The organism is Gluconobacter sp. Gdi, assembly GCF_014132155.1.
Lineage (GTDB): Bacteria > Pseudomonadota > Alphaproteobacteria > Acetobacterales > Acetobacteraceae > Gluconobacter.
The window spans coordinates 475,056-497,029 of the sequence record NZ_BLJQ01000002.1 but is presented as its reverse complement, the minus strand read 5'-3'; the positions used below and the strand labels follow the sequence as shown (position 1 = coordinate 497,029).

Sequence of the window (21,974 nt, the reverse complement as noted above, 5' to 3'; positions counted from 1 at the left end):
CGTCACCTCCCCCTTCTCTTCGCGAGGAAAAAATCTTTACAAAATACAGTCAGCCCACGACCGAATCTGCTCGGGTTTCCACAAAGATAAAGCCAATAACTGGACGTGGAGTTGTTATAACCAGACTTCTCCGCGTCCGTTGGGCGCATATTGCAAAGAAATAAGTGTCCAGAAAATTTCTTGATTTCTTTTATTTCTCGGGCGGGGAACCTATCTCTCAAAGCTCTGTCCCACGGGCACACAAGGACCTTGCATGCAGATCTCCCGGCACTATGCCTCTCTGCCCGAGCGCTTTTCCAGCGCATTGGCCCCCCGCCCTTTCCGCAATCCACAACTGATTGCTCTGAACGAACCGCTTGCAGCACGTCTGGGATTGGACAGTCCCTGGCTTCGTCAAAAAGAAGGCCTTGCTTTTCTCAGCCAGGGACAGCGCCCCGATGAAGCGCCACCCGTTGCGATGGCCTATGCCGGGCATCAATTCGGACATTTCGTTCCGTCCCTTGGAGACGGCCGCGCAATGCTGGTCGGAGAACTGACGGACAGACAAGGCAAAGTCTGGGATCTGCACCTCAAGGGATCAGGCCCTACGCCATTTTCCCGCCGGGGAGACGGTCATGCGGCCCTAGGCCCTGTGTTACGGGAGTACCTGGTCAGCGAGGCCATGGCCGCACTCGGCATTCCCACAACACGGGCGCTTGCAGCCCTCACGACGGGTGAGAGTGTCGTTCGAGAGACGCTTATGCCGGGGGGCGTAATTGCACGGGTCGCCTCTACGCACGTCAGGGTCGGGACATTCCAGTTTTTCGCTGCACGCCAGGATCGGGAGGGCCTGACGCTCCTCGTAGATCATGTCATTGAACGGCTCTATCCTGAATTAGCAGACAGCCCCAACCGGGCCTTGGAGCTTTTAAATGCTGTGGTTGACCGCCAGGCTCGGCTGGTTGCCCAATGGATGCTGGTCGGATTTATTCATGGCGTCATGAACACCGACAACATGTCCATTGCGGGAGAAACGATCGACTTTGGCCCCTGCGCTTTCCTTGATAGCTACGACCCCGGAAAAGTCTTCAGCTTCATTGATCAGAATGGCCGGTATGCCTACGGACAACAGCCGGATATGGCGCTCTGGAATTTGGGTCGTCTGGCAGAAGCACTTTTGCCATGCATTGATGCCGATACTGATCACGCAGTCAGCCTTGCGACAGACACGCTGAGCCGTTTCGATAGCATTTTCGGGGAGACTTATCTTTCCGGATGGCGTCGAAAGCTCGGCCTGTTTTCGGAAGGTCGGACGGATACGACCCTTATCTCCCGTCTTTTAACCATGATGCATCGTGACGAGGCGGACTTTACGCTCACGTTCCGACACCTGAATACCGTGGCCCGCACAGACGACGCCACAGGTTTTCTGTCTCAGTTCAAAGACAGGGAAGCTGCCACTTCGTGGCTACAAAGCTGGAAAGAAAGACTGGATACGGAAGATCAAACGGCTGACGCGCGTTTTGCGCTCATGCAGGCGAGCAATCCTCGCATTATTCCCCGTAATCACCGGATTGAAGCAGCCATCAAAGCTGCACTAACTGGGGATTATACCCTCTTCCACCAGCTCGCCGCAGCCCTCGCTTGCCCGTTCGAGGACGCCAATGACGGGCTCGATCTGCCACCAGCTTCGAACGAGCATGTCCGCAATACGTTCTGTGGGACCTGAAAATCTTCAGGCTGGCTGGAATGTCAGGCGACTGTTGTTGAACAGGCGTCTGACCTGACAGTACAGAGCCAGAAGATCCGGCATGCAGGTGTTGTGGAGTGCGCGTACACTTTCATGCGTTGCGTAGAACCGGAGAGTATCCATCCCACGATTCATGATGGCCGTGCCCAGAAACACGCCGTTCACATGAATAACCTTGGAATTCAGCATCAGTCTTGACCTCAGTTGCCCTTCCGCCCCAGGAAGAACCTATCTTTCCACGCCACTGACACCAGCCAGGGCGCTGCAATAACGGGGTTCATGCCAGATCGTTTCCCGTTAGAGCGTGACCTTTTTATGATAACCTGTGACAGCATCATGACCGGGGGGATGGACTTGCCTCCAGCCATGCGGGAAAACGCTGGCATGTCCTGCAAATCATCATCCACCGGGGCGAACCGGTCCGCTGTCGACCTTCCCCACCTCTGGCTGCCCTACACCCAGATGCAGACGGCTCCTTTTCCTGTGGAAGCCATCCGCACGTCCGGAAGCCGGATTACGCTGTCAGACGGGCGCGAACTCGTGGACGGAGTCGCTGCCTGGTGGACCGCCTGCCATGGCTATAGCCACCCTCACATTCAGCAGGCACTCGTTCGGCAGGCCAGCGACATGCCTCATGTGATGTTCGGAGGAATGGTTCACGAACCGGCCCGGCGTCTAGCAGCACGTCTGGCTGAACTTCTGCCCGGCGACCTTGAACGCACGTTTTTTACAGATTCTGGCTCAGTGGCGATGGAAGTCGCCGTCAAGATGGCAGTTCAGTATCACATCAACCGTGGCACGCATGGCCGGACAAAGATGCTGTCGTTCCGGGGCGGCTATCACGGGGACACACTGGGCATGATGTCCATCTGCGACCCGGAAGAGGGCATGCACAGCCTTTTCGCGGGCGTTCTTCCCCGCCAGATCCTTGCGGATCTTCCAGTTGATGATGACAGCATGGCCAGACTTGAAGCCCTGCTGGACGCTGAAGGGCATACAGTAGCCGCTATCGTCACGGAGCCGCTGGTTCAGGGAGCAGGCGGAATGCTGTTCCATAGTCCGGACGTTCAACAGCGCCTTCGCAGCATTTGTGACCGATACGGCATTCTGCTCATTCTGGATGAAATTTTTACCGGTTTTGGCCGAACCGGAACGATGTTCGCCTGCGAGCAGGCCGAGATCGTCCCCGATATCATCGCCCTTTCCAAGGCTCTGACCGGCGGCACGATGGCTCTGGCTGCAACCGTGGCGAGACAAGGCGTTTTCGAAGCGTTTCTCTCCACAGAAGTTGGCAAGGCGCTCATGCACGGGCCAACATTCATGGCCAACCCGCTGGCCTGCGCCGTGGCGAATGCGTCACTGGATCTGTTCGAACAGGAGCCAAGACTGGAACAGGTTGCTCGCATCTCAGTTCAGCTCCAACGGGAGTTGGAACCATGCCGCGGACTTCCCGGCGTGAAAGATGTTCGCGTGCTAGGTGCAATCGGCGTGGTGGAACTGGAAAACATTGCGGACCCTGACGTCCTCCGCCGCGCGTTCGTGAACCAAGGGACATGGATCCGCCCATTCCGGAACATTGTGTATCTGACGCCAGCGTTCACGATTAGCGACGAAGATCTTTCTCTTCTGACAGCCAGCATTGTCACTGTTCTCCGGAACAACGCATGAGCCTGTTTGACGCCCACTTCACATCCGCCCTTCACGACCGCGAAACTGTGGGAACACGGCGAACATTGCGTCCGGTCACTCGGGACGGACAGACCGTCCTGCGAGACAGCCGTCGCATGATTGATGTGTCTTCAAATGATTATCTGGGCCTTGCCGACCACCCACTACTCAAAGAACGTGCCTCTGACTGGGCTTTGCGCTTTGGAACGGGGGCAAGGGCGTCCCGCCTTGTGAGTGGAACGCTGGAAATCCACCAGGCTGTCGAGCAGAAGATGGCGCGCTTCAAAGGATATGAGGCCACGCTGCTTTTTGCATCCGGCTGGCAAGCCAATGCCTCGGTGGTCCCTGCCCTGTGCGCCCTCTCGACTGCTCGGACCGGTCATCCGATGCTGGTTTTTTCCGACCGGCTGAACCATGCCAGCCTCCATCACGGCTGCGCAGCAGCGGGCGTACGACAGCATCGTTTTCGCCACAATGATCTTGCGCATCTGGAGACACTGCTCAAACGGGAAGCCACCAAGCCTGGCTTGCGGATGATCGTAACAGAGAGCGTGTTTTCCATGGATGGGGACCGCGCAGACATTCCTGCCCTACGCGCGCTGGCCGATCGCTACGATGCGTTCCTGTATGTCGATGAGGCACATGCCACGGGCGTTCTTGGAAACCACGGGCATGGGCTTTCCGGCGGTTTGGCTGATCTGACAATGGGCACATGCAGCAAAGCCCTTGGGGGAATGGGAGCTTATATCGCGGGCTCCAGGCCTCTCTGTAACTATCTGCTCAATCACGCTTCGGGCTTTATTTATAGTACGGCCCTTCCGCCCGCTGTCCTGGGAGCCATTGATGCCGCGCTGGACATTATTCCGACGATGGACCGTGAACGGCAGACACTGTTGGGTCAGGCAGCACACCTTCGAACGATTTTGAACGCGGCCGGTCTTTCGACAGCAGAATCGTCAACACAGATTGTGCCGGTCCTGATCGGTGAATCCCAGCGAGCGCTTGATGTTGCCAGAGCATTGGAAAACGAAGGTTTCCTCACCGTAGCCATTCGCCCACCAACCGTGCCTCAGGGAACGGCACGCTTGCGTCTGGCCCTTCGCGCTGGACTGACAGATTCACAGATTACCCAGTTAGGCGAGGCCGTTGTCCGGCTGGCATGTGAGCACACGCCATGACCGTCTCCCTTTATCTCGTTCATGGCTGGGGATTTGACGCGTCTTTCTGGGACCCAATGCTTCAGCACCTTCCCAGCCTCAAAGCGTCCGTCGTGGATAAGGGATATTTCGGATGCCATTACGCAGCCCCTAAACCGGAGCAACCTTATCTGGCGATCGGCCATTCCGCAGGAACACTGGACCTGTTGGGACAGGATCTTCCCGGATGCCTGGGGGTCATCATGTTCAATGGGTTTGGACGGTTTTCTGAGAGCAACGATTTTCCGGAAGGCGTGCCCCTTCGCGTTCTGGAAAGAATGAAGCGCCAGCTGCAACGCTCCCCTAAAACGGTCCTGAACGATTTCCGCCAGAGATGCGGAACGGACAAACCTATTCCGTCAGATCCCGTGACGGCCGTTCTGAATCAGGGTCTGGAACATCTGATTCAGAACGATGAACGCAATGCAGCGACCCGCTGGGGGAACCAGCTTCACTGGATGACAGGACTGTCAGATCCGTTCCCTCCTGCCCAGGCAGGTTTCAGTGTTCCGGGTAAAAGGGTTGAAGGCGGCCATCTTCTGCCTCTCGAACAGCCTGAACTCTGTGCTGATTTTGTGCTGCGTCAGGTCGAACAGCATGGATGAGCGCAAACGCCAAATCGTCACCCGGTTTGATGAGGCGGAGGACTATGACGCTGCGGCAGATATCCAGCGCCGTTGCGCCGCTTTTCTGGCCGAGCGAATTGTCGCTGAGGTGACCGAGACTCAGCCGGCCCGTATTCTCGAATTCGGGTGTGGCACGGGTTTCCTCACAGAGCATCTCTCCAGAGGCTTCCCCAACAGCGCTATTCTCGCCACCGATCTCGCCCCGACTATGCTCGCACGCACCAGATCGCGCCTTCACGGGCAGAAGAACATCGCCTTCAAGGTCATGGATGGAGAGCGCCCGGATGCGACGGGACCATTTGACCTGATCGCATCGAGCCTGTGCTTCCAATGGTTTGAAAACCGCAGCAAGGGGCTCGAACGTCTTTGCCGCTTATTGGCGCCGGGTGGCACTCTGATGATTGCAACGCTGCTTGAAGGGAGCCTGAAAGAGTGGCGCTCAGCTTGCCAGAAGACAGACGCCCCGTGCGGCGTTCCATCCTATCCCGGCGCCCCCATGCTTCAGCAGGAATGGCCCTCTGGAGGGCACGGCCAATGGCATACCGCAAACATGCAAGATCCGGTCCCAAACGCCAGAACATTCCTCCGCAGATTGCAACAGATCGGCGCGTCTCTCCCTGGCAAAGGAAGCACTCCTGCGGGAGTACACGCACTCAGGCGCGCCATGTCCTGTTTTGATAAAGAGCACACCAGCGTCACCTACGCCTTGGGGATCGGAATTTTCAGGAAGGATATGCCATGAACAGCTTTCACGGTGTGTTCGTCACGGGTACGGACACCGAAATCGGTAAGACGCTTGTCAGTGCAATCCTGACGAAAGCCTGGACCGCGACGTACTGGAAACCGCTTCAAACCGGCCTTTCAGACGAAGCAGGCGATACCTCTACCGTCAAAACTCTAGCCGCCCTTCCGCCTGATCGGATTATTCCTCCGGCATATGCGCTTCAGGCCCCTCTCGCACCCTACGCAGCGGCGGCGCTGGAAAACGTTACAATCAATCCCGGACGTCTTGTTCTCCCCGCCGTTAAAGCGCCCCTTGTCGTTGAGGGTGCGGGCGGCCTGATGGTGCCTGTCCGAAGCAACATGATGATGATTGATCTCATGCAGCGACTGGATCTTCCCGTCGTTCTTGTTGCGCGCAGCGGGTTAGGAACCATCAACCATACGCTCCTGAGTCTCGAAGCGCTTCGTCGCAGAGGCATTCCCGTTCTGGGGGTCGTCCTCAGCGGGCCTGAAAATCCAGGAAATGCACGCGACATTGCTCATTTCGGGAACGTTCGGATCCTTTTCAGCGTTCCACGTTTAGAAAGCATAAATGAAACCGTCGTTTCTGAAATTTCTGGCCGTGTACCGCCGCTTTGTGTCTTGCAGCAACAGAATTCACAATGATGTGTTCTTTTTGGGATGTGCCATGAAAAGAACACATCCGACCCTTGTGAAATAGCTGCGTAATCATAGAACGTCTCTTCGCAACGAAGTGCATCCGGCGTATCGCTTGATCAAAGACCGCCCTCTGATTTCAGGGGGAGGCACACAACTGGGACTGTTGGGAAAAGTATGAGTATCCTGCGTCGTGATTTGGTAAAGCTTGGGGCAGGCCTGTCCCTGATGGGAACGTCTGGCCGCTTCGCTTATGCCCAGTCCGCGCCGCCTGCCGCCAAGCAGGCTCCAAAGACTGTTCCGTTTGACAATGGAACTGTCCGCGCCATCGCGCAGAAACTGGCCAGATCTCCTTACGCTCCACCTCCGCAAAGTCTGCCCTCTGCCATTTCCAATCTGGATTTTGATCAGTTCCGAGGCATTACTTTCAATCCGGACCGGGCACTCTGGCATGGGCAAAGCCTGGCATTTGAGGTCGAATTTTTCCCGCGTGGCTTTCTCTACAAGCCCAAAATCGCGATGAATGAAGTTATCGGTGGTCAATCGACCCCAATTGCCTATGACCCTGACCTGTTCAGCTATGCCAACCCGATGTTGCGCGTGACAGACGACCTGGGATTTGCCGGTCTTCGTCTACGCTATGCCATCAACACACCAGGTCAAATGGAAGAATGCGCCGTGTTTCTTGGCGCATCCTATTTCCGTGCTGTTGCCAAAGGGCAGAACTACGGACTGTCTGCCCGGGGCTTCGCCAACGGCACGGGGAATTCAAAAGGCGAGGAATTCGCTCTGTTCCGTGAGTTCTGGCTGGAAAAGCCGGAACCTGGCGTTCAATCCGTTGTCATTCATGCCCTTCTGGACAGCCCGTCCGTCACGGGAGCTTTCAGCTTTACCATCCGACCTGGCGACACGACTGTTTTTGACGTGCAATCCTCGCTCTTTCCGCGGCAGGATATTACCGAAGCCGGCATCGCCGCTCTTACGGGCATGTTCTATTTCGATGCCAACGAACATAACCACGTCGATGACTGGCGCCCGGCCGCCCATGACAGCGAAGCTCTTCAGGTGTGGACCGGATCTGGGCAGCAGCTCTATCGCCCTCTGGTCAACCCGACCGACCTTCAGTTTTCGGCCTTCCAGGATAGCAGCCCGCACGGCTTCGGCCTGATGCAGCGCAAGCGCTCCTTCCATGACTACGAGGACCTTGCCCTCAACTACGAGAAGCGCCCATCCCTGTGGATCGAGCCTATTGGCAATTGGGGTGATGGAGCGGTGGATCTCGTCGAAATTCCGACGCCCAATGAGGTCAACGACAACATCGTGACGTTCTGGCGGCCGAAAGACGCTCTGAAGGCCGGTCAGGAATACAGTTTCACCTACCGGATGTACTGGGGCTGGGATACGCCGTGGCCCACACCGCTGGCACGTGTCGCTGGGACTCGGATTGGTGCCGTCACAGACCATACTGATGCACGCATGTTCGTGATCGACTTTACAGGCGCACCGTTCCAGAACATTCCGCAGGATGCGCATTTCCACCTGATTTCACAGGCATCGCCCGGAACAATCCGGAATGTGGTTGTTGAACCCAATCCGAACATCAAGGGCTGGAGAACAACCTTTGAATTCGTTCCTGGAGATGCCAAAGCCTCTGAACTCCAGGCTCAGCTTGCCAACGATCAGGGTCCGATCTCAGAAAAATGGATGTACCGTTGGACGCCGTAACCAATATGTCTCCGTCCGAAGCCCCCTTCCTGCCCCACGAGGCTCCGCTCAGGATGGAGCCTCAAAACCTCCATCAGCAGCCTGACCGGCATGGTCGCCCTTTCCGGGTTCTGGACACGACGCCGAAGACACTTTGGCTACGGCGGCTTTTCGTGTTTGGCTCAGCGCTCGCGCTGACCGGGTTTGGCATCTACAGGATCAATCAGGTCTTCAACTCTCTGGGCGTCTCTACGCTTGGTGTGATTGTGCTGATCCTCTTCGCCATTCTCGGCTTCTGGATCGCGCTTTCCTTCACCTCAAGTCTTGGTGGGTTCGTCTCCCTGATCACACGCGGAGGCCTTGGGCTCGGCATTCATCGGGACGGTGCTCTTCCAATGCTGAAAGCACGGACTGCCGTGCTGATGCCGACTTATAATGAAGATCCGGAACGCGTTCTGGGCGGCCTGAAGGCCATCTATGACAGCATTCTTGCCACCGGCCAGATTGATGCGTTCGACTTCTTCATTCTGTCTGATACGACCAATCCGGACGTATGGTTACAGGAAGAGCGTGCCTTCCTTGCCCTCCGTCGGGCGACTGGTGATGATCGGCGCATTTTCTATCGCCGCCGCCATCAGAATACAGATCGCAAGGCAGGCAATCTGGGCGACTGGGTGATACGCTTTGGTAACTCGTACCAGCAGATGCTCACCCTTGATGCTGATAGCGTGATGGACGGCAGCCTGATCGTGCGTGTCGTTTCCGCCATGGAAAACCATGAGGGCGTCGGGCTGATCCAGACCCTTCCGGTTATTGTGGGCGGCCGGACATTATTTGCCCGCATGCAGCAGTTTGCAGGCCGCGTATATGGCCCACTCATTGCCCATGGCATTGCCTGGTGGCATGGCTCGGAAGGGAATTACTGGGGCCATAACGCCGTTATCCGGACACGGGCTTTTGCCGAACAGGCGGGCCTGCCGCATCTGAAAGGTAGACCGCCCTTCGGCGGCCATATTCTCAGCCATGACTTCGTCGAAGCAGCGCTCATGCGACGTGGTGGCTGGGCCATTCACATGGTGCCTGGCCTGTTCGGGTCTTATGAGGAAAGCCCACCGTCCCTGACGGATGTGGCCATTCGTGACCGCCGCTGGTGTCAGGGCAACCTCCAACACGCCAAGATCCTTGGAACCAAAGGCCTGCACTGGGTCAGCCGTACACACATGCTGACGGGCATTGGTTCCTACATCATGTCTCCGCTTTGGCTGTTGTTCCTGCTGTTCGGAATCCTGATTTCCCTTCAGTCGCATTTCTATCATCCGGAATATTTCGGCACGAAGCCGACGCTTTATCCGCACTGGCCGCGCGTCGATCCTGTACAGGCAAAGTTCGTTTTCATCGGCACGATGGGCATCCTTCTGGCGCCAAAATTCCTGGCGTTCATTGCCATGATGTTTGATCGCTCTGCCTTACGCGGTTCCGGCGGTGCTATCCGGCTTTTCCTTTCCATCATTCTGGAAACCCTGATTGGTGGCCTGATTGCGCCGATTGCCATGCTGATCCAGACGTCTGGGGTTATCTCCATTCTATTGGGCCGGGATTCTGGCTGGAATGCCCAGAACCGTGAAGACGGGCGGGTTTCACTCCGTGAAGTTGCACGTGGATACTGGGTTTATACAGTGTTCGGCCTTCTGCTGGCCGCAGCCGCCTGGTCCGTTTCACACGCACTCTTTCTGTGGATGACACCAGTGTTGCTTGGGCTTGTGCTGGCTATTCCACTTGCGGCCGTGACAGCCAGCCGCGATGTTGGACTAGGACTCCGTCGGGCTGGATTTCTGCTGATCGAAGAAGAAACGGCCCCCCCGCCTATTCTTCGTCTTGCAGAAGAGAACGAACGTCAGCGCACAGAGGCTCTGCACGCCCCTCATCAGCCGCCCAGCGAGGCATTCGCCCTTCTGCGGACGGATCGGACACTTCTAGACGCCCACCTTGGCGCACTTCCGCCAACCCGCAAGGCTGGCAGTGCGATTGATGCCAACCTGCTGGTTGGACTGGTCAAGCTGAAAGAGGCGCCCTCCATCAAGGCCGCCCTTTCCAAACTGACCCGACAGGAAAAGGCCTCAGTCCTCGGGGCGGCCGAAGGCGTCGCACTCGTCGAGAACCTTCCGGACTAACCCTCTCTGTGGCTGGCAAAGTATGCCAGCCACAGATTATTTGCTGTCAAAAGCATTCCGGGCGGCTTCCACTTCAGACAGATTTTTCTCTGCCCAGATCCACACCCCACAAAACGCTGCGCCCAGGCTTAGTCCCAGCGCTGTAAGACGATAATCCACCCGTGGCGGAATAACCGGGTGAATCGTACGGGTCACCATCCCGTCCCGTTCCATTTGCCGGAGTGTCTGGGTCAGCATCTTCTGGCTGATACCCTCGACTTTTCGTGCCAACTGCGTGAAGCGCAATTCCTTGTGCTCTTCCAAAACCTCCAGAATGATCATCGTCCATTTGTCAGCAACGCGACCAATGAGCTCCGTCACCAACCGCTCAACGCGCGCATCGCACTCCGTAGGTGGCGTTGCTTCGGCCAAACGCTTGGCACGGCGTTCAGGCGAGGCTTCGTAGGGGTTATCCGTCATAGGGGGTCACTCTCTTTTCGGTGCGTATAAATCTTTGAGGTGCCTTCTTTCGAATTGACGATAGCCCGCTAGATAGAGCGTTCCAATTCTCAATGGAGCAACTCCAATGAAACCGAGCGGAAACACAATCCTGATCACTGGTGGTGGCTCAGGCATAGGCCAGGCTCTTGCACAGCGACTGCATGATGCTGGCAACACGGTTGTCGTCGCCGGGCGTCGCCAGAATGCTTTGGATGAAACGATCGCCGGTCGAGCCAACATGCATGCACTAGTGCTGGATATTGAAAGCCCGGAGGGGATTGCTGATTTTACAGAACGGCTTCTAAGCGCATATCCGTCACTTAATGTTCTGATCAACAATGCCGGCATCATGCGATTTGAAGATTTGGCGCAGACGCATGATCTGGCGGATGCCGAAGCGACGATCACGACCAACCTCCTCGGGCCGATCCGCCTGATCAACAGCCTGACGGATCATCTGCTCAAGCAGCCGGATGCCGTCGTGATCAATGTGACATCCGGGTTGGCATTCGTGCCGCTGACGACAACACCCACCTATAATGCCACCAAAGCCGCGATCCATTCCTACACGATTGCCCTCCGAGAGGTTCTGAAAGGGAAAGTCGAGGTTATCGAACTTGCGCCCCCCGCAGTACAGACAGGCCTCACGCCTGGCCAAGAAACGCGCCCCGGCTATCAGCCCCTGACGGACTTTACGGATGAAGTCATGGCGTTGCTGACGCAACAGCCCACGCCACCGGAAATTCTTGTCGAACGCATGCGCTTTCTACGCTTTGCGGAGGCCAATGGTCAGTTCGATGAAACACTGACCAAGCTCAACGCTTTTGCCGCGCAAGCCCGCAACGGTTAAGAGGCCAATGCTCATAAAAAAAGCCCCGGGGCAGTTGCTCCGGGGCTTTTCTCAGGACGAAAACTCAAAAGATTCAGTTGCCGAGGCTCTGAGCCTTCTTGAAGAGATCACGGCAGACCAGAACCTGCTTGTCCTTGGGCAGCGTGGAGATGTCGAACGGCGTGTTGGTGCTGGTCTGGAGCAGACCACGGCCACCCAGTGAGTAGTACTGGTCGTTCTGAACATCAGAGCGCTTGGCAAGCTTGCGGGATGCCGAGCGCGGCCCTGTACCCAGCGAGAGCTTCTTATGGATGCAATAGGACGTCAGGCCTGCCACGTTGCCAGCCTGCGCATTGTCGATGGATGGCATGCCATTTTCACCAAGCGTACCAGGCGTTGATGCAGTTGCAATACCGTTGATACCACCGACGGCCTGCACGTGGTTAGGCGTGATCACAGCCTGAGTTCCTGGTGGAACAATCGGCTGTCCAGGCTGCGGAGCTGTCTGTGCAAAAGCAGCACCAGAGACAGCAAGGCCAAGAGCGGCAACGGCAGCAAAATACTTATTGGTATTCATGGATAGAGTCTTTCCATGTTCGATATTATTACACAGCGGCTATTCAGGAATATAATCACCAGAGCAATACTCTGCTGGCTATCTCACGGCCGTTCTCTAAAAACACTTGAGATCCGACTTGGTTTCTTTTCGAATCATCTTTCCCGATTTTATAACGCCATGAGGCCCCGCATTCAGGCAGTCCATTAACGCTGGATTGAGTCCCCGGCATTTCTGCGCCAAGGTTTCGGATATGTCAGACGCGATGCAATCCCTCCCCGTTCCGCCGGCTCCAAAGCAGGAGCCCCTGTCAACAACGCAGCTTGGCCGGACCAGAACTGACGCCTACGCCTGGATGAAGGACGAGAACTGGCAGCAGGTTCTGCGGGATCCGTCTGTCCTTCGTCAGAACATCACCGATCACCTCAAGGCAGAAAATGCGTACGCCGAAGCGGTGCTCTCTGGCATGGAACCGCTTCGCAAAGAGCTTCTGCAGGAAATGATCGGTCGTATTCCCCTTGCCGAAGAATCCATTCCCGTGCCTGATGGTCCTTGGGCCTATTACAGCCGCTTTGAAGATGGGGCTCAGCATCCTCTCCGGGCACGGCGCCCGCGCGACGGCGGAGAAGAGCAGATCCTTCTGGATGTGGACGCCCGCGCCAAACAGTTTGACTATTATGCGCTCGGCGGGACGGCCCACTCTGCAGATCATCGCTACTTTGTCTATTCCGAAGACGTGCAGGGCTCTGAAGTTTATCGCATTCAGGTCAAGGACCTGGAGACCGGAGAACTCTGCGCCGAAGCGGTTGAGAGCACGACCGGAAGCTTTGCTCTTTCCCCTGACAGTGCGTGGCTGTTCTGGATCTTCCGGGACGACAATGGCCGCCCATCACGGATTTACCGCCGTCCTCTGACCGGCGGGGCGGACGTACTCGTCTTCGATGAAACCGATGCAGGCTTTTTCCTCAGCATCGGCACCAGCGCCTCTCGCAAGTGGATCGTTATCGAACGCGGGGATCACGATACGAATGAGACGCTTCTGATTCCTGCTGCCGAGCCGACAGTAATGCCTGTTGTTGCAGCTCCCCTGGTCCGGGGAGAGCGCTATTCCTTCACGCACTGGAATGATCGTTTCATCATTCTCACCAACGCGGGCGGCGCTGTCGATTTCCAGTTCATGCAAACGCCCGATACGGCCACAGATCGGGAAAACTGGCGCCCGTTCGTCCCGTATCTGGAGGGGCACTACCTTCTGGCAGCTACGGCGTCGCGTGATTATCTGGCATGGGCAGAGCGGAAAGACGGAAACGTTTATATCCGCGTCGTAAAGGCAGGCGTAACAGGAGATGTTCGTGCGCAGGCCGCCACGATCGGAATGGACGAACCCGCATATGATCTGACCCTTCAGGGCATTCTGGAATATGACGGCTCTGTTCTGCGTTACGTCTATCAATCCCCGACAACGCCAGCGCACTGGTATGACTACAATCTGGCAACAGGCGAGCGAACCCTGAAGAAGGTTCGCGATGTCCCGTCTGGCCATGATCCGGCGCAGTATGAAACGCGGCGTCTGTTCGCGACGGCGGCGGATGGCGAGCAGGTTCCCGTCACCGTTCTGATGCGAAAAGGCCAGCCGCTGGATGGCTCTGCCCCCCTTCTGCTCTACGGATATGGCTCCTACGGCATTGCAATGGATGCAGGGTTCTCCACAACAGTCTTCAGTCTCGTTGACCGCGGATGGGTTTATGCCATCGCGCATATCCGTGGTGGGTCCGAGAAAGGCTGGAACTGGTTCCTGCAAGGGCGCGGCAAGACCAAACCCAACACCTTCACGGACTTCATTGCCTCCGCAGAGTATCTGGCCAAAGAGGGCTATGGCTCAGCAGGGCGCATTGTTGCTCATGGGGGCTCAGCGGGGGGCCTACTGATGGGCGCTGTCGCCAACATGGCGCCGGACCTCTTCGCCGGGATCGCCGCGCAGGTGCCGTTCGTGGACATGCTCAACACCATGTCTGACGTTTCCCTGCCGCTGACCCCACCCGAATGGCCGGAATGGGGAAACCCACTCGAAGATGAAGAGGCCTACGATCTCATTGCCAGCTATTCCCCGTATGACAACATTCAGGCGCGCCCCTACCCGCCCATTCTTGCCATGGGAGGCCTTTCAGATCCGCGAGTGACCTATTGGGAACCTGCAAAATGGATTGCCAAGCTGCGTGAAGTGGCCTCAGGCGGCCCATTCCTGTGCCGCATCAACATGGATGCTGGCCATGGTGGATCATCCGGGCGCTTCAAGCGACTGGAAGAAGTTGCACTGGTGCAGGCTTTCGCCATCTGGGCAATGGATCGCGCGCCGCTGCGTTAAAGGGATGACAGTCTGGCCCACGCCTACAGTGGGTCAGACATCACTCGGGTTTCGGCTTCCCGATCCGTCCGCCAAACATCCAGACCCCGGCAAACCGTGACAGCAAGATAGCCGCGTTACAGGCTGCCGTCGTCAGGCAGGCACCGGCGAGACCAAAATGCATGGTCAGGACATAGAGCGCGGGAAAATAGATCGCCATGATGGCCGTGCGGCTGGTCATCAGGAACTTCACATGCCCGACGACGATCAGCAGGGGCTCCAGCGGAATGACCAGCAGGCTGAAAACGGCGGCCATCAGCATGATGGAAATGTAAAGCGATGTGTGATGCACATGAACATGCAGCATCAAACGGAAAATCTTTGAGCCAAAAAACGCAGACAGCACCAGAAGCAGCAGGGACAGTGCGGTCAGCACGCCAAACATTTTCCATGTAACGCGCTTGAGGCCTTTCCAGTCCTGCTTGTCCCGCATCTTGACCAGTTCGGGGTACAGCACCGGCGAGATGAGCTGGGCAGGCGTAACAATCCCGTCCGCAATCTGGCGACAAACGCGGAAAACAGCAGCTTCCGCCGGGCCAAGGCCGTTACCGACCAGAAGCGTTGCAACATGCCCGGAAATGTTACCGAGTGTCTGGTTCACGCTAGCCGCACGCGTAAACTGCCACATGCCGGGGATCTGCCAGCGCCAACTGCGATAGGCTTGGAAATAGCGGAACCGGAACTTCCTTCGCAGGATATCCATCGCATAGTAGAAGTAGAAACCGTAATCGATGATGATCGCGAGCGCCCACATTGCAAGGAAATATCCAAGCTTCAGATGCAGGGCATATCCGACCAGAACTCCCACCGTCTTTACGATCGCGGCACAGGTATCAATGATCGGGACAAGGTGAAATTTCCCCGCCATTCGCAGAATACCGTTGGCCCAGCCTGAATACATCAGTGGGCTCACGATCACGTACAGATCCGCCAGAAACCGGACATGCCTGGACCAGTGTGCCGTCACACCATAAATCTGCACGGCGACAAGCCCGAAAATAATCGACCCTGCCGCAGACATCGTATCCAGCCGGATACAGAAATGAACGACCTTCCGCAGCAGGTCCGTTTCGTTCTTGCTGAATGCGTCGCTGCCAAAGCGGATCAGCGTCTGCCAGGACTGCATTCGTGACAGAACGGACCCGGTCGAGGCCAGAGAATGGATAAGGATCAGCAATCCGAAGTCAGAGAGGCCCAAAGCGCGCACGGTAAACGCGATATAGACAAAGCTGCACAAGGCATTGACCACACGGCCAAGGGTGAGAACACTGACATTTCGGAAAATGGATCTGAAAACAGAACGCTCGGCGGACATGCGGGCTTTCTGACCACAAAGCCCCGGGAGTGTCCATGCCGGAACATGCATCCCTGCGTTTTGCCGCGTTCTTGACAGCAAAGACCCGAGGGCTATGAACAGGGCCCTATTCCGAGCCTCCGAAGTGTTTCAGAGGCAATTCATAACCGGGATGGCGCCCTTCCAGCAGACGGCGTTCCGGACAAGAGCAGCAGGCAGTCTGCTCCGGGCAGGACGCAAAAGACGCTCATGAAAATCGCCTTCATTTATATTGCCGAGCCTTATCAGTGCTATCACACCGCATCCGTTGCCAGTGCACTTGCGGCAATACCGGGATGTGACGTCACGGAATACTACAGCTTTCCAGAGACCATTGATCATCTGGCGCGCATCCGACGAGCCCTGAATGTTCCGCCGCTTCCGCTGCTGCCGTTTCCCCGATCCTGGAAAGCAAACATCCTGAAACGCGCACGGCGGCTGGATCAGGAGCGACTGGTCATTCTTCGGGAGAACGTTGAAGAGCTGAACCAGTACGATGTGGTTGTTGCAACGGAATATACGGCAGGCGTCCTGAAAGACATGGGGCTGAACGGCCCGAAGCTCATACTGCTGATGCACGGAGCCGGAGACCGTTACGTTAATGACGAGCATCTTGTTCGAGAGTTTGATCTGACGCTTGTGCCCGGTCCGAAAGTCGAGACTTACTTCCGGGACAAAGGGCTTCTCCAGAACGGGGCATCACGCATCGTGGGTTATCCCAAATTCGACGTATTCGAAGCCGTCCGTCGGGAAAATGCCGTTTCTTTCAGCAACGAACGTCCCTTCGCGCTCTATAACCCGCACTATCAGCGTGTCCTGACATCTGCACCCGCATGTATGGATACCATCATCAAAGGCTTTAAGGCACAGAACGATTACAATCTGGTCGTGGCCCCTCACATCAAGATGTTCCACAAAGGCTTCGGCATCCGGGAGCGTCTGCTCCAACGCCAGCAAAGCCCCGAGGTGCTCGTGGACACTGGCTCGAACGCCATGCTGGACATGACCTACACGTCTCAGGCGGCCCTTTATATTGGGGATGTCAGCAGTCAGGTTTATGAGTTTCTGGCCATCCCGCGCCCCTGTATTTTCCTAAATCCTCACAAGTTCCCATGGCGTGACGATCCGTATTTTTTACACTGGACACTCGGAGAAGTGGTCGATGACCCCGCCGACATCATGCCTGCGGTTGCAAGGGCGGAGGAACGTCATGCGTTCTATCGCCCAGTGCAGGAAAAACTGTTCCGGGAAACGTTTGGGGAGCCCTTGCTCGGGGCATCGCAGAGAGCGGCTGACGCGATCGTCAGTTTTATGAACAACGTCTGAAAATCCCTGAGGAAGAGTGCTCTCCCTCAGGGTGATCATCTGATTATTGAGGAATCGGTGTGCACTGCGGTGTGACAGGCTCACCCGCCATCACAGCTTTAGTGAAGGCGGCTGAGTCCGGCAGGGATGCATTGACTGTCTGAGAGTGGTCCAGCCCTTTATACAAATGCGCCTGTACTGTTGATCCAGCGGCACAGGCTGCCTTGACCAAGCCTTCCTGAAGCTGCGGTGGAACGTCCTGATCTGCGGTGCCCGTTCCAACAAAAAGTGGCTGGGCCAGTTTCAACGTCGGGTACGTCATTGTTTTAAATGCGGGTGTCATGGCCTTCACAAACGTAGGCTGAAGCGCATTCGCAAGCGTCAGACCGTCTTTCTCCGCCATGTCTGACAGCCCCGTCAGGCAGGAGTCAGCCGCTGCCTTGAACGCCGGCATAGCCTTGGACGTAAAGGCGTCTTCGGGACGGAAGGTCGGATGCAGACCAGCATAGGACGAACCAATCAGCAGCGTGTAAGCCACCAGCGGGCTATACCCCGATGACTTGCCAGCTTCCTGCAACAGGCCAGACAGTATTTCCGGCGTCATGTACGGGATGCCTGTCGCCACAGTCCCGCGCACATTGATATCCGGCGCGTAAGTCGGTGCAAACGCCGCAGAAGCAAAGGCTGCACCACCGCCCTGGGACTGCCCAACGATCATCACCTTGTTCTGTAAGCCCGGCACAGACTTCAGCGCAGCCCGCACAGAGTCCAGCACGCTGTAAGCTTCAGCCCGTGTATTCAAATATGGGTGCACACCCGGTGTGCCCAGCCCCTGATAGTCCGTTGCGACGATGGCAAAACCGCGCTTCATCCATTCGGACAGGTAATGAGTATTGCGCTCGCTATAGGGGTTCAGAGACGGTGCGCAGCTGTCATCATTTCCAACCGTACCATGCGCCCAGGCAACAATCGGCCACCCGCCTGCAGGCGCTTCACCAGCAGGGACAATGACTTCAGCAGTCACGGGGACGAGCCCCTTCCCCGTAACACCATCTGTGGAAAGATAGGTGATGCGCAGGGAACGAGCAGCATTCGGAAGGCTCAGGGTCTCTGCCAGCGGAGCAGAGTTCAGCAGAACACCCGGCTTCTGTGCGCTGTTCTGAGGTGCGGCATTCGCCTGCGCTGAGATGGCAGCAATACAAACGCCACCCATAACCAGACTGATCGTCTTACGGGAAAAAGATACGCGCACAATTCTTCCTTACCTGAAATGCTCTGTGGGCCTGACGCAGTAAGGTACGGGTTCTGACGGAAAAAGTTGTGTGAAAATCTTGTGCCAACCAAAATCGGGGCCTTTTCGCCCCGGAGATTGGAATTTCCGTTATTTGTGACCAAAGAGATGACGAACATCATCACCGAAATGCTGAAACGCATCCTGCGTTGAGCGATGACGACGATTTCCCGTCTCTGAAACGACCGTCACGGTTGCGGTCATGCCAGCGGCCAATGTGAGATCGGACGGCACCTTGTCGATTTTCACGCGCACAGGAATACGCTGTGCCAGACGCACCCACGTATAAACCGGATCAACTGTCGGCAGACCCTGCTCATTCACCAGTGCGTTGTTGCTCGCAATACCGCGCGTAATACTCTCGATATGTCCGAAAAGCGGGTCGTGGTAGCCCATCAGATCCATGCGAACGAGATCGCCCTCGTCCAGATCATGGACCTTGGTCTCTTCGAAATAGCCGTCGATCCAGTATGAGTTGGTATCAATGACGTGCATGTTCACAACACCCGCCGTTGCAAAGTCACCCGGTCGCATGATCAGGTTTGTGACAATACCGTCTATGGAACTGCGGACTTTTGTACGGTCCAAATTGATTTCTGCCTGACGCAGGTCTGCCTGAGCAGAAGCGTATTGCGCCGCTGCCTGCTGGGACAGTGCAACGTACTGCTTCTTTTCTTCCTGTGAGACCGCCACACCGGGAATGGCCTTACGCCACTGGGCCTGAACTTCCTTGAACTCCATGTCTGCCTTGCGTTCGGCCACCTTGGCTTTGGCCGCATCCACCGCTACCTGGAAATCGAACGGGTCAATTTCGTACAGGACGTCTCCATGGTGAACAGGCTGATTGTCCAGCACATTCACATGCAGGATCTGCCCTGAAACACGTGGCGCGATATTGGCGACCTGAACACGCACCTGCCCGTTCCGGGTCCAGGGAGAGGCTGTGTAGTAATCCCACAGGATAACCACCACGACGGCAGCCACCACAAGAATGGAGATCGTAATGGTCAGGCGGATCAGACGATGGGCACTGGATAGCACTTGAAACGGCCTTGTATCAGAGGATCAGGGTATAGAGCCCAAGCAGGCAGATAAGGATGCCGAACTGGGCAAGCGGCGGATCCCAGACGAAACGCCACAGATCAAGCCAGCCCATGAGCCAGCGGAGAATGGCCAGCGTCAGAAGTGACAACGCCAGATTGACGACGAACGCGGACACAAGCAAACCGCCAAGGTCTACGACCTGTCTCATCACCATCGTTTGCGTCCTATTCCATAATGATGAACGGCTGTCCGATTTCGCAGAAGCATGACGCGCACGGACTCCAGCCCACCAACACAGTTGAGGATCAGAATTTCCTCACTGGGGGCGCCCAGACGCAGTCGGTCAAGAAAGGCCTGCGTCATATCTGCCAGTTCACTCTCCAGCAGCGCCAGACTATCCTGTGCGAGCGCTTTACGCGCAGGTCTCACAAGGTGCCTCAGAGACGGCATCCGCGCCGCCTGATCGAGGTACAGACGCACACGGGCAATCGTGCTGGACAGATCCTCCAGCGCGACAAGGCGCTCAAAAACATGCTCTGAGGCCGTACCGCGCTTCGGGAGACGCTTTGTCCACAACAGGAGCTGGCTCAGACGATCATATTTCCGGCTGAGCAACGCGGGGCCCATAGCCTCACCATGACCGCTCAGCTGTGATTCCAGATCCGAAGAAATGGTCACGGCAATGCGGAACCGATGGCGGCGCGCAGTTGGCGGCCACAGCAGAACCAGAAGGATGAATGAAAGAACCGCTGACAGGAAATAGAACGTGTTGCGTTCGAGGAAAGCGCCTGGATCGTAACTGTGGTGGTTACCCAAGCCTACGAAGACGAGAAAGAACGCACCATAGTGAAAGCCCACAGCGGTTGTTTTCGGATTCATCAGAAGAAGGCAGGCAATAACGGTCTGGGGAAGCAGAACAAAAGCCAGCCCCTGAAGGGTATAAACGTGGGGTAAGACCCAGAAAGACAGAAACCCGGCAGCAAGAATTCCCAAAGGCGTGCCGATCATCGCGCCTTTACCGAACACCGCCGTGTCCAGTGACGAAGATGCAAGGACAAGAACGAGTGCGCTCTGGGAAAGGGCAGTGGCAGAAGCTGGCTGGCCCGTTCCTACACAGAATGCTGCTATAAAACTGAAACCAAGCAGCACACGCATGCTGTTGATGAACGCTGTAATGTAGTCTGGATTGTTTGAAAGCGTCGCCAGTTTCAGCGCCTCCCCTGCCGGGGTTGCTTTCATGAGTGTACTGATACCCGTGCGGATATGCAGCCGGTTACTCAGAAGCGTCGCAGCACGCTCCAGAAACCAGGCATCCAGAGGTGTCGGGAAATACTCCGGATCTTCCCGTCGGATGTTGGACAGGATGGTGCCCATCGTTTCCTGACGGTTCGTGCCATCCTCAACACGCTCGTGCCACTGGCGCACGTAGCGGACCAGAATATCCGTTACCCCACCTTCACTCAGCAACGTAGAAATTGCACGGCTACAGGTGAGAACCGTCAACATACCGATGATACTGAGTTTGGCTCCTGCCATCCGCAGGCGGCTACGATCCAGCTCCGTCCGGGCGTAAGAAATCTGCGTCATCAGAGACAGGATTTCGGAGGCCAGAGCCGTTGTCCCCTGCGCGGAAGGGGACGGCTCTCCCATGATGGCGGAGTGGCTCAGACCACGGATTCTCTGCCCAAGGTTCTGGAGCCCCTTGGCGAGATTGCGCCAGGCCTGCGGTGAGCCAGACAGCAGATTGACAACCGCAATGGATGCAACGCCGATAGCGACCGTTGAGGCACGCGCCACACTGACATGATAGATATTCTGGGGCGCATCGATACTGGCAACAGCAACAAGTGCCACCATGTAGCCAGCCAAAAGGGCACCATAAGCCCGGAAGTCGCGCTCCAGCGTCCCCACAAAGGCACAACCAGCCATCCAGAGCGCGACGCCTCCCAGAAAGAGGCCACGATCCTGGCTGAACATGGAAATCAGAAGGATAGAAACGCCAACACCCAGCAGGGTGCCGAGAAAGCGATAAAATGCCTTGGAAAGGGCCTGCCCTCTCAGGGGCTGGGCAAGAATCATGACAGTCACGCCAGCGCCGGCCGGTGTATCGACCTGAGCCCAGAACGCCGTGGCCAAAGCCAGAACGAGCGCAATCCAGGTTCGGAGGCTGAACTGGATCCATCCCGGGCGAAAGACCGACTGTAACGTGGCGGTCAAGACAGATTATCCCTGCCAGGCAAACGGGTCATTCCGGCGCA

At 56.6% G+C, this 21,974-nt stretch carries 19 protein-coding genes; 11 read left to right on the top strand and 8 right to left on the bottom strand.

Annotated features, from left to right (window positions below; genetic code table 11):
* Nucleotides 1–253: 253 nt before the first annotated feature.
* Nucleotides 254–1,708, top strand: coding sequence for a YdiU family protein (locus JN414_RS06165; protein ID WP_202207129.1), 1,455 nt, complete (start codon nt 254–256; stop codon nt 1,706–1,708).
* A gap of 6 nt (nt 1,709–1,714) precedes the next feature.
* On the opposite strand, the gene JN414_RS06160 is transcribed toward JN414_RS06165, so the two are convergent.
* Nucleotides 1,715–1,918, bottom strand: coding sequence for a hypothetical protein (locus JN414_RS06160; protein WP_046900711.1), 204 nt, complete (start codon nt 1,916–1,918; stop codon nt 1,715–1,717).
* 159 nt (nt 1,919–2,077) lie between these two features.
* Here JN414_RS06160 and JN414_RS06155 point away from each other — a divergent pair, with 159 nt between their 5' ends.
* The 7 genes from JN414_RS06155 to mdoH all read left to right on the top strand — a co-directional run bounded on the left by JN414_RS06155 (nt 2,078) and on the right by mdoH (nt 10,474).
* Nucleotides 2,078–3,397 carry an adenosylmethionine--8-amino-7-oxononanoate transaminase gene (locus tag JN414_RS06155; protein ID WP_237389908.1) on the top strand — a complete coding sequence of 440 codons (1,320 nt, stop codon included), beginning with the start codon at nt 2,078–2,080 and terminating at the stop codon, nt 3,395–3,397.
* Nucleotides 3,394–4,575 (top strand): 8-amino-7-oxononanoate synthase, encoded by a 1,182-nt coding sequence (locus JN414_RS06150; protein ID WP_202207128.1) that lies wholly within the window; start codon nt 3,394–3,396, stop codon nt 4,573–4,575. Before JN414_RS06155 ends, JN414_RS06150 begins: the two co-directional genes overlap by 4 nt.
* Entirely contained in the window at nt 4,572–5,198 is a 627-nt protein-coding gene (locus tag JN414_RS06145; RefSeq protein WP_202207127.1) for a biotin synthase, read from the top strand. The genes JN414_RS06150 and JN414_RS06145 overlap by 4 nt, the downstream gene beginning before the upstream one ends.
* Nucleotides 5,191–5,961 carry a methyltransferase domain-containing protein gene (locus JN414_RS16830; RefSeq protein WP_237389907.1) on the top strand — a complete coding sequence of 257 codons (771 nt, stop codon included), beginning with the start codon at nt 5,191–5,193 and terminating at the stop codon, nt 5,959–5,961. Before JN414_RS06145 ends, JN414_RS16830 begins: the two co-directional genes overlap by 8 nt.
* Nucleotides 5,958–6,608: a dethiobiotin synthase gene (bioD, locus tag JN414_RS16825; protein ID WP_237389906.1), complete on the top strand. Its 651-nt coding sequence runs from the start codon at nt 5,958–5,960 to the stop codon at nt 6,606–6,608. The genes JN414_RS16830 and bioD overlap by 4 nt, the downstream gene beginning before the upstream one ends.
* A gap of 168 nt (nt 6,609–6,776) precedes the next feature.
* The gene (locus tag JN414_RS06135) at nt 6,777–8,324 is read left to right on the top strand and encodes a glucan biosynthesis protein (protein WP_202207126.1); all 1,548 of its coding nucleotides are present in this window, start codon (nt 6,777–6,779) and stop codon (nt 8,322–8,324) included.
* The gene (gene mdoH, locus JN414_RS06130; protein ID WP_202207125.1) at nt 8,300–10,474 is read left to right on the top strand and encodes a glucans biosynthesis glucosyltransferase MdoH; all 2,175 of its coding nucleotides are present in this window, start codon (nt 8,300–8,302) and stop codon (nt 10,472–10,474) included. Before JN414_RS06135 ends, mdoH begins: the two co-directional genes overlap by 25 nt.
* A 36-nt stretch (nt 10,475–10,510) precedes the next feature.
* On the opposite strand, the gene JN414_RS06125 is transcribed toward mdoH, so the two are convergent.
* Nucleotides 10,511–10,933: a helix-turn-helix domain-containing protein gene (locus JN414_RS06125; protein ID WP_202207124.1), complete on the bottom strand. Its 423-nt coding sequence runs from the start codon at nt 10,931–10,933 to the stop codon at nt 10,511–10,513.
* A 106-nt stretch (nt 10,934–11,039) separates the two neighbouring features.
* Here JN414_RS06125 and JN414_RS06120 point away from each other — a divergent pair, with 106 nt between their 5' ends.
* Nucleotides 11,040–11,804, top strand: coding sequence for an SDR family oxidoreductase (locus JN414_RS06120; protein ID WP_202207123.1), 765 nt, complete (start codon nt 11,040–11,042; stop codon nt 11,802–11,804).
* Between the two features lie 73 nt (nt 11,805–11,877).
* On the opposite strand, the gene JN414_RS06115 is transcribed toward JN414_RS06120, so the two are convergent.
* The gene (locus JN414_RS06115; RefSeq protein ID WP_202207122.1) at nt 11,878–12,360 is read right to left on the bottom strand and encodes a DUF2501 domain-containing protein; all 483 of its coding nucleotides are present in this window, start codon (nt 12,358–12,360) and stop codon (nt 11,878–11,880) included.
* Between the two features lie 232 nt (nt 12,361–12,592).
* Between JN414_RS06115 and JN414_RS06110 the strand changes: the two genes are divergently transcribed.
* Entirely contained in the window at nt 12,593–14,704 is a 2,112-nt protein-coding gene (locus JN414_RS06110) for a S9 family peptidase (RefSeq protein WP_237389905.1), read from the top strand.
* Between the two features lie 40 nt (nt 14,705–14,744).
* Here the strand turns inward: JN414_RS06110 and JN414_RS06105 are convergent, their stop codons facing one another.
* On the bottom strand, nt 14,745–16,058 hold the full coding sequence (locus tag JN414_RS06105; protein ID WP_202207120.1) for a lipopolysaccharide biosynthesis protein: 1,314 nt from the start codon (nt 16,056–16,058) through the stop codon (nt 14,745–14,747).
* Between the two features lie 228 nt (nt 16,059–16,286).
* Between JN414_RS06105 and JN414_RS06100 the strand changes: the two genes are divergently transcribed.
* A complete protein-coding gene (locus tag JN414_RS06100) occupies nt 16,287–17,402 on the top strand; it encodes a hypothetical protein (RefSeq protein ID WP_202207119.1) in 1,116 nt (371 codons plus the stop codon).
* Between the two features lie 43 nt (nt 17,403–17,445).
* On the opposite strand, the gene JN414_RS06095 is transcribed toward JN414_RS06100, so the two are convergent.
* The 4 genes from JN414_RS06095 to JN414_RS06080 all read right to left on the bottom strand — a co-directional run bounded on the left by JN414_RS06095 (nt 17,446) and on the right by JN414_RS06080 (nt 21,933).
* Nucleotides 17,446–18,633: a lipase family protein gene (locus tag JN414_RS06095; RefSeq protein ID WP_237389904.1), complete on the bottom strand. Its 1,188-nt coding sequence runs from the start codon at nt 18,631–18,633 to the stop codon at nt 17,446–17,448.
* A 129-nt stretch (nt 18,634–18,762) separates the two neighbouring features.
* Complete coding sequence (locus JN414_RS06090; protein ID WP_064274642.1) at nt 18,763–19,713, bottom strand: HlyD family secretion protein; 951 nt, start codon at nt 19,711–19,713, stop codon at nt 18,763–18,765.
* Nucleotides 19,714–19,729: 16 nt separating this feature from the next.
* The gene (locus tag JN414_RS06085) at nt 19,730–19,930 is read right to left on the bottom strand and encodes a DUF1656 domain-containing protein (protein ID WP_046900697.1); all 201 of its coding nucleotides are present in this window, start codon (nt 19,928–19,930) and stop codon (nt 19,730–19,732) included.
* The gene (locus JN414_RS06080) at nt 19,924–21,933 is read right to left on the bottom strand and encodes an FUSC family protein (protein WP_202207118.1); all 2,010 of its coding nucleotides are present in this window, start codon (nt 21,931–21,933) and stop codon (nt 19,924–19,926) included. Before JN414_RS06080 ends, JN414_RS06085 begins: the two co-directional genes overlap by 7 nt.
* Nucleotides 21,934–21,974 lie beyond the last annotated feature (41 nt).

Bases quoted from the DNA above. Each gene is read 5' to 3' on its own strand.
- JN414_RS06165 (WP_202207129.1), top strand. From the start codon at position 254: ATGCAGATCTCCCGGCACTATGCCTCTCTGCCCGAGCGCTTTTCCAGC.
- JN414_RS06160 (WP_046900711.1), bottom strand. From the start codon at position 1,918: ATGCTGAATTCCAAGGTTATTCATGTGAACGGCGTGTTTCTGGGCACG.
- JN414_RS06155 (WP_237389908.1), top strand. From the start codon at position 2,078: ATGGACTTGCCTCCAGCCATGCGGGAAAACGCTGGCATGTCCTGCAAA.
- JN414_RS06150 (WP_202207128.1), top strand. From the start codon at position 3,394: ATGAGCCTGTTTGACGCCCACTTCACATCCGCCCTTCACGACCGCGAA.
- JN414_RS06145 (WP_202207127.1), top strand. From the start codon at position 4,572: ATGACCGTCTCCCTTTATCTCGTTCATGGCTGGGGATTTGACGCGTCT.
- JN414_RS16830 (WP_237389907.1), top strand. From the start codon at position 5,191: ATGGATGAGCGCAAACGCCAAATCGTCACCCGGTTTGATGAGGCGGAG.
- bioD (WP_237389906.1), top strand. From the start codon at position 5,958: ATGAACAGCTTTCACGGTGTGTTCGTCACGGGTACGGACACCGAAATC.
- JN414_RS06135 (WP_202207126.1), top strand. From the start codon at position 6,777: ATGAGTATCCTGCGTCGTGATTTGGTAAAGCTTGGGGCAGGCCTGTCC.
- mdoH (WP_202207125.1), top strand. From the start codon at position 8,300: ATGGATGTACCGTTGGACGCCGTAACCAATATGTCTCCGTCCGAAGCC.
- JN414_RS06125 (WP_202207124.1), bottom strand. From the start codon at position 10,933: ATGACGGATAACCCCTACGAAGCCTCGCCTGAACGCCGTGCCAAGCGT.
- JN414_RS06120 (WP_202207123.1), top strand. From the start codon at position 11,040: ATGAAACCGAGCGGAAACACAATCCTGATCACTGGTGGTGGCTCAGGC.
- JN414_RS06115 (WP_202207122.1), bottom strand. From the start codon at position 12,360: ATGAATACCAATAAGTATTTTGCTGCCGTTGCCGCTCTTGGCCTTGCT.
- JN414_RS06110 (WP_237389905.1), top strand. From the start codon at position 12,593: ATGTCAGACGCGATGCAATCCCTCCCCGTTCCGCCGGCTCCAAAGCAG.
- JN414_RS06105 (WP_202207120.1), bottom strand. From the start codon at position 16,058: ATGTCCGCCGAGCGTTCTGTTTTCAGATCCATTTTCCGAAATGTCAGT.
- JN414_RS06100 (WP_202207119.1), top strand. From the start codon at position 16,287: ATGAAAATCGCCTTCATTTATATTGCCGAGCCTTATCAGTGCTATCAC.
- JN414_RS06085 (WP_046900697.1), bottom strand. From the start codon at position 19,930: ATGGTGATGAGACAGGTCGTAGACCTTGGCGGTTTGCTTGTGTCCGCG.